15 protein-coding genes are annotated in these 15,130 nt (G+C 67.1%); 7 read left to right on the top strand and 8 right to left on the bottom strand.

Features of this window, described 5'->3' with window-relative positions; translation table 11 throughout:
• Positions 1-8: 8 nt before the first annotated feature.
• Positions 9-1,511, top strand: coding sequence for a class I adenylate-forming enzyme family protein (locus H4P35_RS17620; protein WP_226846377.1), 1,503 nt, complete (start codon positions 9-11; stop codon positions 1,509-1,511).
• A 46-nt stretch (positions 1,512-1,557) separates the two neighbouring features.
• On the opposite strand, the gene H4P35_RS17615 is transcribed toward H4P35_RS17620, so the two are convergent.
• Positions 1,558-2,538: a tripartite tricarboxylate transporter substrate binding protein gene (locus H4P35_RS17615; RefSeq protein ID WP_226846376.1), complete on the bottom strand. Its 981-nt coding sequence runs from the start codon at positions 2,536-2,538 to the stop codon at positions 1,558-1,560.
• Between the two features lie 70 nt (positions 2,539-2,608).
• Positions 2,609-3,478, bottom strand: coding sequence for a fumarylacetoacetate hydrolase family protein (locus tag H4P35_RS17610; protein ID WP_152384990.1), 870 nt, complete (start codon positions 3,476-3,478; stop codon positions 2,609-2,611).
• A gap of 192 nt (positions 3,479-3,670) precedes the next feature.
• On the opposite strand from H4P35_RS17610, the gene H4P35_RS17605 reads away from it, so the two are divergent.
• Positions 3,671-4,339: a FadR/GntR family transcriptional regulator gene (locus H4P35_RS17605; protein WP_226846375.1), complete on the top strand. Its 669-nt coding sequence runs from the start codon at positions 3,671-3,673 to the stop codon at positions 4,337-4,339.
• Between the two features lie 29 nt (positions 4,340-4,368).
• Here the strand turns inward: H4P35_RS17605 and H4P35_RS17600 are convergent, their stop codons facing one another.
• Positions 4,369-5,256, bottom strand: coding sequence for a LysR family transcriptional regulator (locus H4P35_RS17600; RefSeq protein WP_226846374.1), 888 nt, complete (start codon positions 5,254-5,256; stop codon positions 4,369-4,371).
• Between the two features lie 203 nt (positions 5,257-5,459).
• Between H4P35_RS17600 and H4P35_RS17595 the strand changes: the two genes are divergently transcribed.
• Genes H4P35_RS17595 through H4P35_RS17585 form a run of 3 tightly spaced genes read left to right on the top strand, consistent with a single transcriptional unit; the run spans position 5,460 to position 7,219 of the window.
• A complete protein-coding gene (locus H4P35_RS17595; protein ID WP_056323593.1) occupies positions 5,460-5,939 on the top strand; it encodes a carboxymuconolactone decarboxylase family protein in 480 nt (159 codons plus the stop codon).
• 9 nt (positions 5,940-5,948) lie between these two features.
• On the top strand, positions 5,949-6,704 hold the full coding sequence (locus H4P35_RS17590) for an SDR family oxidoreductase (protein WP_226846373.1): 756 nt from the start codon (positions 5,949-5,951) through the stop codon (positions 6,702-6,704).
• A 20-nt stretch (positions 6,705-6,724) separates the two neighbouring features.
• Positions 6,725-7,219, top strand: a complete 495-nt coding sequence (locus H4P35_RS17585) for an Ohr family peroxiredoxin (RefSeq protein ID WP_062839190.1) — start codon at positions 6,725-6,727, stop codon at positions 7,217-7,219.
• Positions 7,220-7,278: 59 nt separating this feature from the next.
• Here H4P35_RS17585 and H4P35_RS17580 read toward each other — a convergent pair whose 3' ends face one another.
• From H4P35_RS17580 to H4P35_RS17565, 4 genes are all read right to left on the bottom strand, one after another.
• Positions 7,279-8,283, bottom strand: a complete 1,005-nt coding sequence (locus H4P35_RS17580) for a LysR family transcriptional regulator (RefSeq protein WP_175155910.1) — start codon at positions 8,281-8,283, stop codon at positions 7,279-7,281.
• A 145-nt stretch (positions 8,284-8,428) separates the two neighbouring features.
• Complete coding sequence (locus tag H4P35_RS17575; protein ID WP_226846372.1) at positions 8,429-8,863, bottom strand: cupin domain-containing protein; 435 nt, start codon at positions 8,861-8,863, stop codon at positions 8,429-8,431.
• A gap of 653 nt (positions 8,864-9,516) precedes the next feature.
• Positions 9,517-10,392, bottom strand: a complete 876-nt coding sequence (locus H4P35_RS17570; RefSeq protein ID WP_226846371.1) for an RNA polymerase sigma-70 factor — start codon at positions 10,390-10,392, stop codon at positions 9,517-9,519.
• Between the two features lie 173 nt (positions 10,393-10,565).
• Positions 10,566-11,591 carry a LacI family DNA-binding transcriptional regulator gene (locus tag H4P35_RS17565; protein ID WP_226846370.1) on the bottom strand — a complete coding sequence of 342 codons (1,026 nt, stop codon included), beginning with the start codon at positions 11,589-11,591 and terminating at the stop codon, positions 10,566-10,568.
• A 218-nt stretch (positions 11,592-11,809) separates the two neighbouring features.
• Between H4P35_RS17565 and H4P35_RS17560 the strand changes: the two genes are divergently transcribed.
• Both H4P35_RS17560 and gudD read left to right on the top strand, forming a co-directional pair.
• The gene (locus tag H4P35_RS17560; protein ID WP_062839185.1) at positions 11,810-12,781 is read left to right on the top strand and encodes a tripartite tricarboxylate transporter substrate binding protein; all 972 of its coding nucleotides are present in this window, start codon (positions 11,810-11,812) and stop codon (positions 12,779-12,781) included.
• A gap of 46 nt (positions 12,782-12,827) precedes the next feature.
• Positions 12,828-14,174 (top strand): glucarate dehydratase, encoded by a 1,347-nt coding sequence (gene gudD, locus H4P35_RS17555; protein ID WP_226846369.1) that lies wholly within the window; start codon positions 12,828-12,830, stop codon positions 14,172-14,174.
• Positions 14,175-14,239: 65 nt separating this feature from the next.
• Here the strand turns inward: gudD and H4P35_RS17550 are convergent, their stop codons facing one another.
• Positions 14,240-15,130, bottom strand: a complete 891-nt coding sequence (locus H4P35_RS17550) for a GntR family transcriptional regulator (RefSeq protein ID WP_226846368.1) — start codon at positions 15,128-15,130, stop codon at positions 14,240-14,242.

Genomic DNA, 15,130 nt, shown 5'->3' with positions numbered 1-15,130 from the left:
ATTGAGTCATGTCGATTGCTGATGCCACGGTCGTGGCGGCGTTTGCACGCTTGTGGGACCAGCCGGAATGGGCCGCGCGCCATGCGCTCGTGACCGCCGAGGAAAGCGTCACCTACGCGGACCTGCGCCGCCGGGTGGGGCAGGCCGCGGGCGGCCTGCGCGCTGCCGGCGTTGCGCCCGGCGACTACGTTGGCGTGGCGATGGAGCGCTCGCTGGCGCAGGTGCTGGCCATTCTGGGCGTCATGGCGGCGGGTGCTTGCCCGTGCCCGCTGGAGCCGCGGCTGTCGGTTGAGGAAACCGCGCGGCGCGTGGCGGCAGTAGGGCTGACGTGGATGCTGGCCGATAGCGACAACGCCGCCACCGCGCGCGGCTGCGGCCTGCCGGCGGCGCGCGTGCTCGATGCGGCAAAGATCGCGCAGGACGGGCAGGACGGGCAGGACTGGTCCGGCGCGGATGTCGCGCCAGAGGCCCCGGGGCTGCTGCTTTTTACGTCCGGCAGCACCGGCAATCCGAAGGGCGTGCTGCTCAGCCATCGGGGGCTCGTGAACAACGCGCGCGGCGTTCTGGCGCATACGGGTCTGACGCCCGCCGATCGCCTGCTGCACGTCATGCCGCTGCACCACACCAACGCGCTCAACAATCAAATTTTCACGCCGCTGCTGGCGGGGGCGAGCGTGGCGCTGGCAGGCCGGTTCCGCGCGCAGGACATGCCGGGTCTGCTGGCCGCCTTCCGGCCCACGATCATCACCGGCGTGCCGACCATGTATGCGCGGATGCTGGAATTGACGTTCGATCCGGACAGCCTGGCCGGCCTGCGCTTTGCCCGTTGCGGCTCGGCGCCCATCACCGAGGCCTTGCACCGCCGGATCGAAGCCTTCCTCGGGTGTCCGCTGGTCGTGTCCTATGGCCTGTCGGAGGCCACGTGCACGTCCACCATGAATCCGCCCGCGGCGCGGCGCGTGGGATCGGTGGGCACGGTGCTTGAAGGGCAGGACGTGAGCCTGCGCCTGCCCGACGGCAGCCTGGCGCCGGCAGGCGCCGAAGGCGAGATCTGCATCGCGGGCGACAGCCTGATGCTGGGCTATCTGGGCGTGGACAGTGCGGACGCGGGCGCGCCGCGGCTGCTGCGCACGGGCGACCTGGGCCGCTTCGACGCACAGGGTTATCTGATGATCACCGGCCGCATCAAGGACGTCATCATCCGCGGGGGCGAGAACATTTCGCCCGCGCTCATCGAAGGCGTGGTGACGGGCATGCCCGGCATCGCCGCCTGCTGCGTGGTGGGGGCGCCGGACGATGACCTGGGCGAGACGCCGGTGATCTTCGTGCAGGGCAATGGCGATGCCGCGCCTGACGCGGCCGCGATACAGGCCGAGGTGCTGGCGCGGCTGGGCCGGATCTACGTGCCGCGCGACGTGATCTGGGTCGACCGGTTGCCGGAGAACGCGGTGGGCAAGGTGGACCGCAAGGCGCTGGCCCGGCAGGCGGCGGGGCGCGAAACGGTGCAATGAGAAAAGGGGGCGCGAAGCCCCCCCGATAGCAGCTACGTTCCGCTCGTCATTCGACCTTGCCGATCCGATTGACCGCCACTTCCAGCGAAGCGGAGTCCTTTTTCCAGTAATCGTCGAACGCCGGCGCGTCCAGGTACTGCACCGGGCTGCCGGTGCCGGCAATGCGCGCCTGCACCGCGGGATCCTCCGCGATCTGCTTGACCGCCTGGCGCAGCTTGTCGATGACGGCGGGCGGCGTGCCGGCCAGCGCGAAGATGCCGGACCACTGCACGAAGCTGGCGTCCAACCCCTTGGACTTGAGCGATGGCACCTGCGGCAGGCTCTCCAGCTTGCCATCGCCCCAATGCGCCAGTGGGCGGACACGCCCAGCTTGAATGAGCTGCATGACGCTGGACGGGCCGGTGGCCAGGGCGTCGACCTGCCCGCCGACCAGCGCCTGCACCGCAGGACCCGCGCCGGTGAAGGGCACGTGCATCATCTTGATGCCGGCGGCGTTCTGCAGCATTTCCATCGGCACGTGCATCGTGCCGTAGATGCCCGAGCTGCCGTAGCTCAGCTTGCCGCCCTGTTTCCTGGCCGCCTCAAGGAATTCGTCCAGCGTCTTGTAGGGCGCGTCCGCGCGCACCACCAGCACGGTGGGATCGGCCGTGATACGGGCGATCGGCACGAACTGGTCCAGCTGATAGGCGGGCTTGCGCTCCAGCAGCCGGTCGGCCGCGGGCAGGATGGAAATCGACGACAGGCTCATCAGCAACGTGTAGCCATCGGGCTTCGCGCGGCCCGCCTGGCCGATGCCGATGGCCCCGCCCGCGCCGCCCTTGTTTTCGATGACGATGGGCTGGCCCAGCTTGTCGCCCAAGGCCTGGGCAATGGGGCGGGCGATGGTGTCGGCCACGCCGCCGGGCGGGAAGGGCACCACCAGCGTGACGGGGCGTTCGGGATAGCCGGCGGCCAGCACGGTCATCGTGGCCGTCGCACTCAGGCATAGCAAGGCAGCCGCGGCCACCTGTTTGCAGCGCAGTTTCATGTCTCACTCCTTATGGGCTTGCGTGCTGCGCGGCGCCGGTTTCATTGACCGGCGCTCATTGGCGCGGGCGTCAGACGAATCGGTTCTCGATCCTTCCAATGCCGTCGATTTCAATGCGGACGGTGTCCCCGCTCTTGAGGAACTGGGGCGGATTCAGGCCCTGGCCGACGCCAGCGGGCGTGCCGGTGGCAATGACGTCGCCGGGGTACAGCGTGATGCCGCGCGAGCAGGTTTCGATGAGCGTGGGAATGTCGAAGATCAGGTCTTCCGTGTTGCCGTCCTGGCGCAGCTCGCCGTTCACCCAGCAGCGCACGCGCGTGTTGCGTCCGTCCAGCTCGTCGGCGGTGACCAGCCACGGACCCATCGGGCAGAAGGTGTCGAAGGATTTGCCCAGGTCCCACTGCTGGTGGCGCATCTGCACGTCGCGTGCGGTGACGTCATTGACCACGGTGTAGGCGATGACGTGGCTCATGGCTTCGGCGCGGGAGATGTTGCGACCGCCCTTGCCGATCACCACCGCCAGTTCGGCTTCGTAGTCGATCTTGTCGGAGATGCCCGTGGGCAGCGTCACGTCGGACCAGGGGCCCACCACGGTTTGCGGCACCTTGGTGAAGACGATGGGCCAGGATTCCGGGTTGGCGTCGTTGTCCTTGAAGACGGAGTCGCGCAGTTCCTTGGCATGGGCGTGATAGTTGCGGCCCACGCAGAACAGGTTGCGCGGCTGCGCCGGCAGGGGCGCTTCGTGCTCGACCTGATCCCAGCGATAGGACGGTCCCGTCTGGGCGGGCAGGGCGCGGCCCTCGGCCAGCCACCGCACCGCCGTCAGTGCGCCGGCCGCGGCCAGTTCGGGCGCGAAGTCCAGCGCGGTAACCGTGCTGCCGTCGTCCGCGACCACGCCCACGCGCCGTTCACCATTGACTCGAAATACCGCGATTTTCATGCTTGCTCCTGCGGGGCTTACGCTGCCCGTTGATGAGATACCAAAAAATACCAATTTGAATAATTCAGGCCCAATTGGTGCTGTTCGGCAGGATAAACCAAAATTCTCCGCAGGCGAATCCGTTTATTGCCGGATAAGCAGGAATTTATTGGACTGATTTGGTATCATCGCGGCATTCATCCGGGAGTCCTCATGGACAAAGCCTCCGCCATGCGGGCGGTCATCATCGAAAACCTGCAGTCGGGCGTCTGGCCCGCCGGCCATCGCCTGCCGACCGAGCGCGCGTTAAGCGAGGAATTCGGCCTCAGCCGGTCTACCGTGCGCCGCACGCTGGCGCAGTTGAAGGACGACGGACTGATCTCGCAGCGCGTGGGCAGCGGCACCTACGCCAACCCGCCGTCGACGCTGGCGCAGACCGAGGCGTTCTTGCGCGGCGAGGTGCTGTCCACCAGCCCGGCCGAACTGATGGCCGCTCGCCTGGTGCTGGAACCGGCCATTGCGGCGTTGGTGGTGCAGCACGGCACGCCGGCTGATTTCACCGCCATGCAGCATGCGTGCGACGAGGCGGAGGCCGCGGCCAGCTTTGAAGCGTTCGAGGTGTGGGACGCGAAACTGCACGAACTGATGGCCACGGCCACGCACAATCTCTTCATCGAAAAGGTCTTCGCGTTGATGACCGCGGCGCGCTCGCAGGCGACCTGGGGCGCGCTCAAGCGCAAGAGCCTCACCCTCGAACGGCGCGCGGCCTACCAGGCTGAACACCGCGAAATCGTCGAGGCGCTACATGACCGCGACGCAGACCGCGCCATGGCAGCGGTGCGCCGGCATCTGGTGCACGTCAGGGAAAACTTGTTGGGGTGAGCCAGGGTGTGCGCCCGGGATGCAGGCGCCTAGTTCACGCGCAGATGCCGTTGCAGCGTATCCAGAAACACCTTCGCCCGTGCCGGCGTCACGCGGTTGTCGGAGAGCGCGTAGATGGTTGCCGGGGGCAGTTTCCAGTCTGGCAGGATCTGTTCCAGATCCAGTTCCCGCAATGTTTGCGACAGCGCCAGGTGGCTGGGCATCCAGGCAATGCCCAGCCCGGCGATGGCAAGCTGCACGCCCAGCGCCGAGCTGTTGGTACCGATGTGGGTGGGGCCGCGGACGTTCAGCAGGCTCTCGCCTTCCCCCAGAGTCCAGTCCTGCAGGTCGCCGGTGATGATGCGCTCGTGCAGGCCCAGGTCTTCCGGGCAGGTCGGCCGGCCGAATCGGTCCAGGTAGCTGCTGGCCGCGACCAGCACCCACTGCACCTGCGCGACGTGCTTCTGGATGAGTGCCGAATCCTCCAGCTCGCCCGAGCGCAACATCAGGTCGAAATGCTGGCCATTGCGGCCCGTGTCGGCCAAGCCAAGCTCTACTTCGAACGAGATCTGCGGATAGGTTTCGCGCAGCTCTTTCAGCACCGCCGGCAGGATCGTCGTCAGGCCGGGCATGACCGACACGCGCAGCGTGCCCGCCAGGTGGTTCAGCCGTGAGTTGATGATTTCGTGCGCCGACAGGGCGCCTTCGACGTGTTCCGCGCAATGATCGAAGTACTGCTGTCCGATGGCCGTCAGGCTGACGCTGCGCGTCGTGCGGTTCAAGAGCTTGTAGCCCAGCGCCTGTTCCAGCTGCGTGAGCCGCCGCGACAGCGTGGCGACGGGGATGCCGAGCGCGGCGGCGGTGGCGGACAGCTTTCCACGCTTGGCGACTTCGACGAAGTAATGGATGTCCTGCATCGAGATATCGTTTCTGTTCATGATGAGTTCCGGGCGCGAGCCTTGATTGCCTGCCTATTGTCGGCGTGACCGCGCCTGCCGATTGTTGCCATTGCGGCAACATGATGGTCCCCGCGCCGGGGCTACTGCGGTCCGGCGGGCCGGCCTACGATTTGGGCGTCGAACAAGCAAGCGCCGCGCCCGGCAACCCGACCGGGAAGCGCCCAACCCACCCAGGAGCCATCATGAGCCAACGTCTCAACGCCTTTGCCCAATCGCCGGAACTGTTCAAGAAGTTTGTCGAATTCACCATGCTGGCCAAATCCGGCACCATCGAAAAGTCGATCCTTGACCTGGTCGACATCCGCGCCTCGCAGATCAACGGCTGCGGCTTCTGCCTGGACATGCACATCAAGCAGGCCAAGCTTGCCGGCGAGCGCGAACTGCGCCTGCACCATGTCGCCATCTGGCGCGAATCCAATCAATTCTCGGCGCGCGAGCGCGCGTGCCTGGCCTGGACCGAAGCGCTGACCACGCTGGGCGTGCATGGCGTGCCGACCGAAGTGTACGAGCGCGTGCGCGGCGAACTGTCCGAAAAGGAGATCTCGGACCTCAGCTTTGCCGTCATGGCCATCAATGGCTGGAACCGGCTGAACGTGGGATTCCAGACCGTGCCCGGCTCGGCCGACAAGGCGTATGGGCTGGACAAGGCCCAATTCAACTAAGGATCGATCATGAAAATCCTCGTCATCGGCGGCACGGGCCTGATCGGCTCCAAGCTCGTCAAACTGCTTGCCGAACGCGGCCATGAGGCCATCGCCGCCTCGCCCGCCACCGGCGTGAACACGATCACCGGCGAAGGCCTGGACGCGGCCCTGGACGGGGTCGACGTCGTGGTCGACGTGGCCAACTCGCCGTCCTTCGAAGACAAGGCCGTCCTGGAATTCTTCCAGACCTCCGGCCGCAACCTGCTGGCCGCCGAAAAGCGCGCGGGCGTGCGCCATCATGTCGCGCTGTCGGTGGTGGGCACCCGCCGCCTCGCCGAAAGCGGCTACTTCCGCGGCAAGATCGCGCAGGAAGACCTGATCGAAGCCGCCGGCATTCCGTACACCATCGTGCACAGCACGCAGTTCTTCGAGTTCCTGGGCGGCATCGTGCAGTCCGGCACGCAGGGCGACGAGGTGCGGCTGTCCTCCGCCTACGTGCAGCCCATCGCCTCGGACGACGTGGCGCTGGCCATGGCCGACGCCACGCTGGCCGCGCCCGTGAACGGCATTGTCGAGATCGCCGGTCCGGAAAAGGTCAGGTTGTCCGAACTGGCCCAACGCTACATGCGTAGAATCGGGGACTCCCGCACCGTGCACGCGGACGCCGGCGTGCGCTATTTCGGCGCGCTGCTGGACGACAGCACACTGGTGCCCGGATCCGGCCCGCGCCTGGGCAAGATCGGCTTTGACACCTGGTTCAGCCACTCGGGTGCAAGCAAGTAGCGGCGGTCACAAGGACCTACATGAGCAAACTGCGGCCTCCTCCCCAAAGCCTCCTGGACAAGTACCGGGGCGGCGACTTCCGGCCCCTGTACACCACCAGCGTGACGGTGCGGGGCGGGGAGGCCGCGCATGGCCGCGCCTCGGGCATCGCCATCTCGGACGACGGCGAACTGCTTGTGGAATTACGGTTGCCCGTCGAACTGGGCGGCACGGGCGGCGGAACCAACCCCGAGCAGCTCTTTGCCGCCGGTTACGCGGCCTGCTTTCACGGCGCGCTCAGCATGCTGGCCCAGCGGTCCGGGCTGTCCATTCCCGACGCCTCGGTCACCGCCACGATCGCGTTCGGGCGCGACCCCGTCGATGGCCTGTTCGCGCTGAAGGCGGACGTCAACATCCACCTGCCCGGCCTGGACAAGGCCATTGCCGAAGAACTGGTGCGCAACACCGAGCGCCTCTGTCCTTATTCCAAGATGGCGCAGGGCGGCATCGAAAGCGTCGTCGCGCTGACGCAGTAGCGCCGCTTGCCGGGCGCCATGCGGCGCACTTTTTGGCGGCGCGCCTGCCGCCTTGCGCTTCACGCCGGCTTGACCAGCAGGCTGTCCAGTATCTGCAGGTCCATTGCGCGGATGTTCTCCGTCATGTAATCGATGAACACGCGCATGCGCGCCGGCAGGTGCTGGCGGCTGAGAAAGCACAGGTAATGCCCGCGGTCGTCCGGCGCATATTGCGGCAGGCAGGCCACCAGCCGGCCCGCCCGCAGATGGTCGCAGACCTGATAGGCCGCCATCTGCGCGATGCCGTGTCCGTCCAGCACCGATTGCAGCACCAGGTCCGCGTCGTTGAAGGTCAGCATGCCGGGCGGCGCCACCTTGCGCATCTGTCCGCCCACCTTGAATTCCCATTCGAACACGCGGCCGGACGCCAGCTTGAAATTCACGCAGGCATGGTCCGCGATGTCCTCGACGCTGGCGGGCAGTCCGTGGCGCGCGGCATAGGCCGGCGACGCGCACAGCATCATCTGCATCGGGATCACCTTCTTGGCGATCACCTGGCTGTCTTCCATGCGCCCGTTGCGAAAGGACACGTCCACGCGGTCGGTGGTGAAGTCGGTGGGACCGTCGTCCAGCAGCAACTCCACCGAGATGCCCGGATTGGCCTCGCGAAATCCCTTCAACAGCGGCGCGACGATCTTGCGGCCGAAGCCCACGGTGGCGCACACGCGCAACTGGCCCGACGGCGGGCCCTCGCGAAGGTCGCGCATGTCGTCCAGCGCCTGGATGATGCGTTCAACGCCCGGGTGGCATTGCTCGTAGAAGCGCTGGCCCTCGGGCGTGAGCGACGTGCTGCGCGTGGTGCGCACGAACAGGCGCGTGCCGAGCTGATCTTCAAGCTTCTGCACGCTGCGGCTGACGGCCGAGCGGCCGATGCCGAGCCGGTCGCCCGCCTTGGCGAAATTGCCTTCGGCGGCGACGGCGATGAAGGCCATGACACCGGCATAGCTGGTGGCAAAGCTGTCGGCCAGGGAATCCGGTCCGGCCGAAGCAGGGGTATCCGAAGGGGCAGGGTAGGGTGTCGACATGGTGGCGGCGCCGCAAGTGGGTTGATCCTACAGCTAAGACGGCGCAGCCTGCAATCTTGTGACATCACGCGCAAAAAAAAAGGCCTTGCCCCGAGGGGAAGGCCTGGCGGGCTGACGAAAGGCCCCCGCCGCGTGCCGGGCAACGTTATTTGACCGGGGTCAGGGCGGGCGCGCCTTGCTTCTTGATGAGGACGACCAGGAACTTGGCCGGCTGGGTCTGGCTGGCATTGCGCCCCACCGTGTGAACGTCGTCCGGCCCTTCATAGAAGGTTTGCCCGGGCGTCAACGTGACTTCCTTGCCGCCCTTGACCTGCATGACGATGCTGCCTTCCAGCACATAGACAAAACTGTAGGCATTGTGGCGGTGAATGGGATCGGCCCCGCCGGGCGGATAGTCGACGATGAGCATCAGCGCGTCCTTGCCGGGAATGTCCGGCAGGGCCTTGGTCATCAGTTCGGTGACGATGGGATCCGCGGCTGTGGCGCCGGACGGTGCGTGATGGGAGGCGGCGTAAACGGGCTGGCCGAGCAGCGCCGCCGCGGCGACGAAGGGCAATCCGAACTTGGTGGTCTTAAACATGGCCTGTCCTTGCGTGTGAGTGATGACAGGTCCATCGTAGAAGCGCGGCCCGCGAGGCGGTAGGCACGCACAAGGGATCTCCGTGTTGCCTGCCAGGCACCAACGCATCAGGCCGCTAGCGGCGGCGCGTAGCCGGGGCGACGGTAGCCGGTGTCTGACACCCTTGGTAGATGAACTTGGTGTGAAGCGAATCTCACAAGGGTGTCAGACACCAAGAGCGGAAGCAGCCACATGCGAAGCGCCATCGCGACGACGCAAGACGCCGCGTAAGCCCACGAAGGCCGCCCGCGCGGCCGCCCGGGGGCGGGCCCCGCAAGACGCTTCTCTTCCAAACGACTGCGTGCAAGAACCTCAAGAACCCGACTCGCCCCGGCACCCGTAAAGATTCAACCGTAGAGCCCGGTGTGGCGTGGGCCTGGGGTGGGCGGGGCGTTTAGATGCGCCCGGCGGAAACCGAAGGGAGCCGAAGGCGGACGAGGTTGAGCCAGGGGTAGTCCGGAGCGAAGGCTCCGGACCGCAATCGGAGCCCCGTCCGCCCCAGGCCCACGCCGCACCGGGCGCCTAAAGAACCCAGCCGAATCCCATGCAAACTCCCCCACTCCCAAACCCGATGCAGCGCAATCCCCCTTCCAACGACACGCCACCCGCGCGCATCACGAGCGCTTGAGCGCCGCGGCAACGCCTGCGAGCTTGTCGGGATTTCGCTGCACCAGCACCCGCGTCAGCCGTTCGCCATCGGTCTCGTAAGACTGCACGGATTCCAGATCGCCGTCGATGAAGCGCAAGAGGGTCCATTGCCCGTTCACCTGCACCACCCGGACATCCAGCGCGTCGCGATACCGGCGCTTGCCCGCATAAAAGAGCTGCGCCAGCCGCTTGCCGCCCACCAGACTGGCAAACGCGGTCACCTTGTCGCCGCCGTCGCCGATCAGTTCGGCGTCGTCGCTCAGGAGCGCAAGCAGTCCGTTGAAATCGCTGCGCTGCATCGCGTCGGCAAACGCCTGCAACAGGCGCTGCAGCGTCGCGCGCGGCACGGCCTCGCGCGGCGCGCCCTGGCGCAGTTGCTGGCGCGCGCGCCGCACCATCTGGCGCACGGCCGCCGGGTTCTTGTCCAGCGTTTGCGCGATGTCTTCGTAGTCCGCATCGAACACGTCGCGCATGAGAAACGCCGCGCGGGCATCGGGCGACAGGCGTTCCAGCATGAACAGAAACGCCACCGACACATCGTCCGCCTGCTCATGGATCTGTTCCGGCGTGGAGGGCGCCGCCATCAGCATGGGTTCCGGCAGCCAGACCCCAACGTAGTGTTCGCGTTCAGCCTTGACAGCGCGCAAGCGATCGATCGACAGGCGCGTGGTCACCGTGACGAGCCATGCTTCGGGGTTCTGTATGGCCGCGCGGTCAGCCTCATGCCAGCGCAGCCACGCTTCCTGCACGACGTCTTCGGCCTCCGCCACGGCCCCCAGCATGCGATAGGCAATGCCATAAAGGCGGGAACGGTGCTGGTCGAAGAGGGCGGAGTCGGTCATGGAAAGGGCCAGCGCCGGGGCGAGGCGCAAGGAAGGCAAACATTTTGCCGTAGCGGCCAAGCTGCGACAAGCGCGCGCGACGTGCGCGCGGTTCTCATGTCCTGCCCGGTGCGCTGGCGCAAGCCTGATCGGCGGTTGCGTGTCCGTGGCCGCCGTGCCTTGCTGCGCGCCGCCTACGCGCTCTCGCGCGTCACGATGCGAAAACCGATTTCCACCACCGACTGCGCGGGACGCTGGCCGTTGGCGCGCAAGCCGATCATCTCGGCCGCCTGCGCGCCGATCGCCGCGCCGTCCACGTGCACGGACGTGATGGCCGGAGACATCGACGCGGCGATGTCCATGTCGCCAAAGCCCATCACCGCCAGTTGCCCAGGCACGTCCAGCCCTTGCGCCGCGGCCTCGGTCAGCACGCCGGCCGCCATCATGTCGGAACTGCAAAACACCGCGTCGATGCCTTGGCCCGAACGCTGCAGGGCGCGCAGGCCTTCGCGGCCTTGCGCGTGCGTTGTCGGCGCGGGCATGTAGTGCACCAATGGTTCGGGCAGGCCCGATTCCAGCGCCGCGCGAACCAGGCTTTCGGCACGCAGCCGGGCGCGGTGATCGTCGCCGCTCAGCACCGCCTGCCGCGTCTTGCCCGCGTCGCGCAGGTAGTGGCTGACGGCCGTGCCGATGGCGTCGTGCGACAGGCTGAGCAGCATGTCGATGGGGGCGTCCGTGGCATCCCATGTTTCGACGATGGGGATGCCCGATGCCTTGAGCAGCTGCCGCCCCTGCGGCGAGTGCATCACGCCCGTCAGCACGATGCCGTCCGGGCGCCGTCCGATGATGGCGCGCAGCAGCGCGTCCTCGCGGGGCGAGTCGTAGCCGCTCTGGCCCACCATGAGCTGAAAGCCCTTGGCTTCGAGCGACTGCGTCAGCGCGGTCAGCATCCCGCCAAAGAGCGAACCGGCGATCGAGGGCACCAGCACCATCACCAGGTTGCTGCGCGACAGGCGCAGGCTGCCGGCCATCAGGTTGGGCACATAGCCCAGCGCCTGGATTGCGGCGTTGACCTTGTCCAGCGTGGCGGGCGAGACCTGCTGCGGCGTGTTGATGGCGCGCGAAACGGTAATCATCGACACCCCGGCCGCTTGCGCCACCTCGCGCACGGTGACGTTGGCGCGTTCCGGGGAGCGGGAAGGGAAGTCGGCGGACGGCATGCGGGGCGGGTGCATCAAAAAGGGAGTCGAAAACGGCGGGGTGCAATTGGCGTCAAGCCTAACCGCAGACGCGCGCCTTGCGGGCCGGATGGTGTCAGGGTTTGTCCTGATGGCGAACCGTCGGCGCCCCGAAATATTCTAAAAAAGCACTCATGTTAACGTTAACAATAAAAATGTTAACGTTAACGTAATTAAAAGAACCCAATCCGGAGACAGTAATGAAGACCAATGCGCGCAAGTGGATGCTTGGATTGACCCTGATGGCCGCCGCGGGCGCGGCGCAGGCCTGGCCTGACAAGGCCGTCACCGTCGTCGTCCCATTCCCGCCCGGCGGCGCAACCGACTCGGTGGCGCGCGCGCTGTCCAACAAGCTGGGCGAACAGCTCAAGCAATCCTTCGTCGTGGAAAACAAGGCGGGCGCCACCGGCACCATCGGCGCGTCGCAGGTGGCCCGCGCCGCGCCGGACGGCTACACCCTGATGGTCACCTCGCTGGCCCCGCTGGTCGTGGCCCCGCACCTGATGAAGGGCATCACCTACGATCCGGCCAAGGACTTCACGTATCTCACCGTGGCCGTGCAGACGCCCAATGTGCTGGTGGTCAGCCCCAAGCTGGCGCCTCAGATCAACAGCGTGCAGGACGTGCTGAAGCTGCTGAAGGACAAGCCGGGCGCGATCAGTTTCGCGACCTCCGGCGCGGGCTCGTCCGATCACCTGACCGCCGAACTCTTCTGGCAGAAGACCGGCACCAAGGGCCTGCATGTGCCTTACAAGGGCGGCGCGCCCGCCATTTCCGATCTGCTGGGCAACCAGGTGGACATGTCGTTCCAGAACGTGAACGCCGTGCTGCCGCATATCAAGTCCGGTAAGCTCAAGGCCATCGCCGTCACCGGTTCCAAGCGCTCGCCCGTGCTGCCGGACGTGCCCACGTTCGCCGAAGTCTCGGTGCCCGGCGTCGACGTCTATGCCTGGCAGGCCGTCGTGGCCCCCAAGAACCTGCCCGCCGACGTGCGCGACAAGCTGTCCGCCGCCCTGACCGCCGCGCTGAAGGATCCGGCGCTCAGCAAGCCCTTCACTGACATCGGCCTGGAGGTCGTCGCAAACTCGCCCGAAGCGTTCACCAAGTTCCAGCAGCAGGAAAGCGCCCGCTGGAAGCAGGTCATCGAGACCGGCGGCATCTCCGTGCAATGACGCAACGCGCCCGGCCCCGCCGGCCGGGCATTTTCAAGAAGCAATCATGACTCTTCACGCATCGCAAGCCTCCCAGACGCCCACGATCACCGGCATGCGCGTCGTGCCGGTCGCCGGCCAGGACTCCATGCTGCTCAACCTGAGCGGCGCCCACGCGCCTTATTTCACGCGCAACCTGGTCATCCTGACCGACAGCGCGGGCAACACCGGCGTCGGCGAAGTGCCTGGCGGCGAAAAGATCCGCGCCACGCTGGAAGACGCGCGCGCCCTTATCGCGGGCAGCTCCATCGGCAACTATCAGCACACGCTGAACCAGATGCGCCAGGCCTTCGCCGGTCTGGATAGCGCGGGCCGCGGCGCCCAGACCTTCGACCTGCGCGTGGCGATCCATGCCGTGACGGCGGTGGAATCGGCGTTGCTGGACCTGCTGGGCCAGCACCTGGGCGTTCCCGTGGCCGCGCTGCTGGGCGAAGGCGTGCAGCGCACCTCCGTGCAGATGCTGGGATACCTGTTCTACGTGGGCGACTCGTCGCTTACGCCGCTGCCTTACCAGACGGCGCCCGACGCCGACGGCTGGCTGCGCGTGCGGCACGAAAAGGCCATGACGCCCGAGGCCATCGTCCGCTTGGCCGAAGCCGCTCATGACCGCTATGGCTTTCAGGACTTCAAGTTGAAGGGCGGCGTTTTGCGCGGCGAGGAAGAGGTCGAAGCCATCCGCGCCCTGCACGAGCGCTTCCCCGACGCGCGCGTCACGCTCGACCCGAACGGCGGCTGGCTGCTCAAGGACGCCGTGCGGCTGTGCCGCGACCTGCACGGCGTGATGGCCTATGCCGAAGACCCGTGCGGCGCCGAAGGCGTGTTTTCCGGCCGCGAGGTCATGGCCGAGTTCCGCCGCGCCACGGGCCTGCCCACCGCCACCAACATGGTCGCCACCGACTGGCGCGAAATGGCGCATGCGCTGTCGCTGCAGTCGGTCGACATTCCGCTGGCCGATCCGCATTTCTGGACGATGCAGGGGTCGGTGCGTGTGGCCCAGACGTGCCAGGCGTTCGGCCTGACGTGGGGCTCGCATTCCAACAATCACTTCGATGTCTCGCTGGCGATGTTCACGCATGTGGGCGCCGCCGCGCCGGGCCGCGTCACCGCGATCGACACGCACTGGATCTGGCAGGACGGCCAGCATCTGACCCGCAACCCGCTGCAGATCCGCAACGGCTACGTCGAACTGCCGCAGACCGGCGGACTGGGCATCGAGCTGGACATGGACGCGATCGAGCGCGCCCACCAGCTCTACCTGCAGCATGGCCTGGGCGCGCGCGACGATGCCTCGGCGATGCAGTATCTGGTGCCGGGTTGGAAGTTCGACAACAAGCGGCCTTGCATGGTGCGCTGAGCGCATCAAAAAAATCGGGGCGGCAATATGCCGCCCCGATTTGCTTGCAGCCCGCGTTCCGCGGTTCAGGACTGCCCGCGCAAGCGTTCCAGTTCCGCCGACAGCTCCGCCACCAGCGCCTGCGCGCGCGCCAGCGGATCGTGTCCGTTGACCGGCGGCTGCGGTTCCGGGGCGGGGTCATGCAGCCGCGGCTGCACGCTTTCGTGTCCCATGCTGACGTCCACGTCGAACACCAGTTGTTCGGCGCGGTGCCAGGTGGTGAACCATTCCAGCGGCTTACCGTGCTGGTCCATGCCCTGGCCTTGCAGCATCAGCAGCGGCGTGCCGGTCTGTGTGTCGAGCAGCCTGGCGAGCTTGTCGTCGGCCGCGACGGCGCGGATCTGGTTGCGCCCCGCGCCGGGGCGCAGGCCGAACTGCCGCGTCAGCACGCCGTGCAGGGAGGCGTCGGCCAGATGGTCGGCGACGAGGCCCGGCACCGCGTCGGCGGGCAGCCAGGTGCGCACGTAGGCCAGCGGCGCTTCGGCCACGTGGCGCAGGCGCTCCAGCAATAACAGGCGGGTGGTGCCGAAGAACTCGGCCACGTTGGCGGGCGGCTCGGCCGGGCCCAGCGCCAGCACGCGCGTGCGCAGCGCAACACCCGATTGGGCGAACTGTTCGTAAAGGCCGGTGGACCGCTGCACCAGGCGGCGGTGTTCCTGCGGCGCCGCCACGGTGGCGGGACGGCCGGTCTCGCGTTGAATGAGACCTTCGGCGGCCAGCGCCGCCAGTGCCTGGCGCACCACGCTGCGGGCCACGCCGAAGCGGTCGCACAGCGCCGCCTCGCTGGGCAGCACGGCGCCGGCCGCGAGCTTGTTCGTGCGGATGTATCCGCGCAACCGCGACGCCACCTGGGCGTGCAGCGGGATGTCTCCCGCGCGGTCAAGATCGGGCAATGCGTCGTGCTTGGCGGGCGCCAT

Origin of the sequence: Achromobacter sp. 77, from assembly GCF_020541125.1 — a bacterium.
In the GTDB taxonomy this organism is placed as follows: domain Bacteria; phylum Pseudomonadota; class Gammaproteobacteria; order Burkholderiales; family Burkholderiaceae_B; genus Achromobacter; species Achromobacter mucicolens.
The sequence above is the reverse complement of the archived record's forward strand: the minus strand, read 5'-3'. Positions and strand labels throughout refer to the sequence as shown.

Excerpts from the sequence above, each read along its gene's own strand:
- H4P35_RS17620 (WP_226846377.1), top strand. The coding sequence starts at position 9 with ATGTCGATTGCTGATGCCACGGTCGTGGCGGCGTTTGCACGCTTGTGG.
- H4P35_RS17615 (WP_226846376.1), bottom strand. The coding sequence starts at position 2,538 with ATGAAACTGCGCTGCAAACAGGTGGCCGCGGCTGCCTTGCTATGCCTG.
- H4P35_RS17610 (WP_152384990.1), bottom strand. The coding sequence starts at position 3,478 with ATGAAAATCGCGGTATTTCGAGTCAATGGTGAACGGCGCGTGGGCGTG.
- H4P35_RS17605 (WP_226846375.1), top strand. The coding sequence starts at position 3,671 with ATGGACAAAGCCTCCGCCATGCGGGCGGTCATCATCGAAAACCTGCAG.
- H4P35_RS17600 (WP_226846374.1), bottom strand. The coding sequence starts at position 5,256 with ATGAACAGAAACGATATCTCGATGCAGGACATCCATTACTTCGTCGAA.
- H4P35_RS17595 (WP_056323593.1), top strand. The coding sequence starts at position 5,460 with ATGAGCCAACGTCTCAACGCCTTTGCCCAATCGCCGGAACTGTTCAAG.
- H4P35_RS17590 (WP_226846373.1), top strand. The coding sequence starts at position 5,949 with ATGAAAATCCTCGTCATCGGCGGCACGGGCCTGATCGGCTCCAAGCTC.
- H4P35_RS17585 (WP_062839190.1), top strand. The coding sequence starts at position 6,725 with ATGAGCAAACTGCGGCCTCCTCCCCAAAGCCTCCTGGACAAGTACCGG.
- H4P35_RS17580 (WP_175155910.1), bottom strand. The coding sequence starts at position 8,283 with ATGTCGACACCCTACCCTGCCCCTTCGGATACCCCTGCTTCGGCCGGA.
- H4P35_RS17575 (WP_226846372.1), bottom strand. The coding sequence starts at position 8,863 with ATGTTTAAGACCACCAAGTTCGGATTGCCCTTCGTCGCCGCGGCGGCG.
- H4P35_RS17570 (WP_226846371.1), bottom strand. The coding sequence starts at position 10,392 with ATGACCGACTCCGCCCTCTTCGACCAGCACCGTTCCCGCCTTTATGGC.
- H4P35_RS17565 (WP_226846370.1), bottom strand. The coding sequence starts at position 11,591 with ATGCCGTCCGCCGACTTCCCTTCCCGCTCCCCGGAACGCGCCAACGTC.
- H4P35_RS17560 (WP_062839185.1), top strand. The coding sequence starts at position 11,810 with ATGAAGACCAATGCGCGCAAGTGGATGCTTGGATTGACCCTGATGGCC.
- gudD (WP_226846369.1), top strand. The coding sequence starts at position 12,828 with ATGACTCTTCACGCATCGCAAGCCTCCCAGACGCCCACGATCACCGGC.
- H4P35_RS17550 (WP_226846368.1), bottom strand. The coding sequence starts at position 15,130 with ATGGCGCCCGCCAAGCACGACGCATTGCCCGATCTTGACCGCGCGGGA.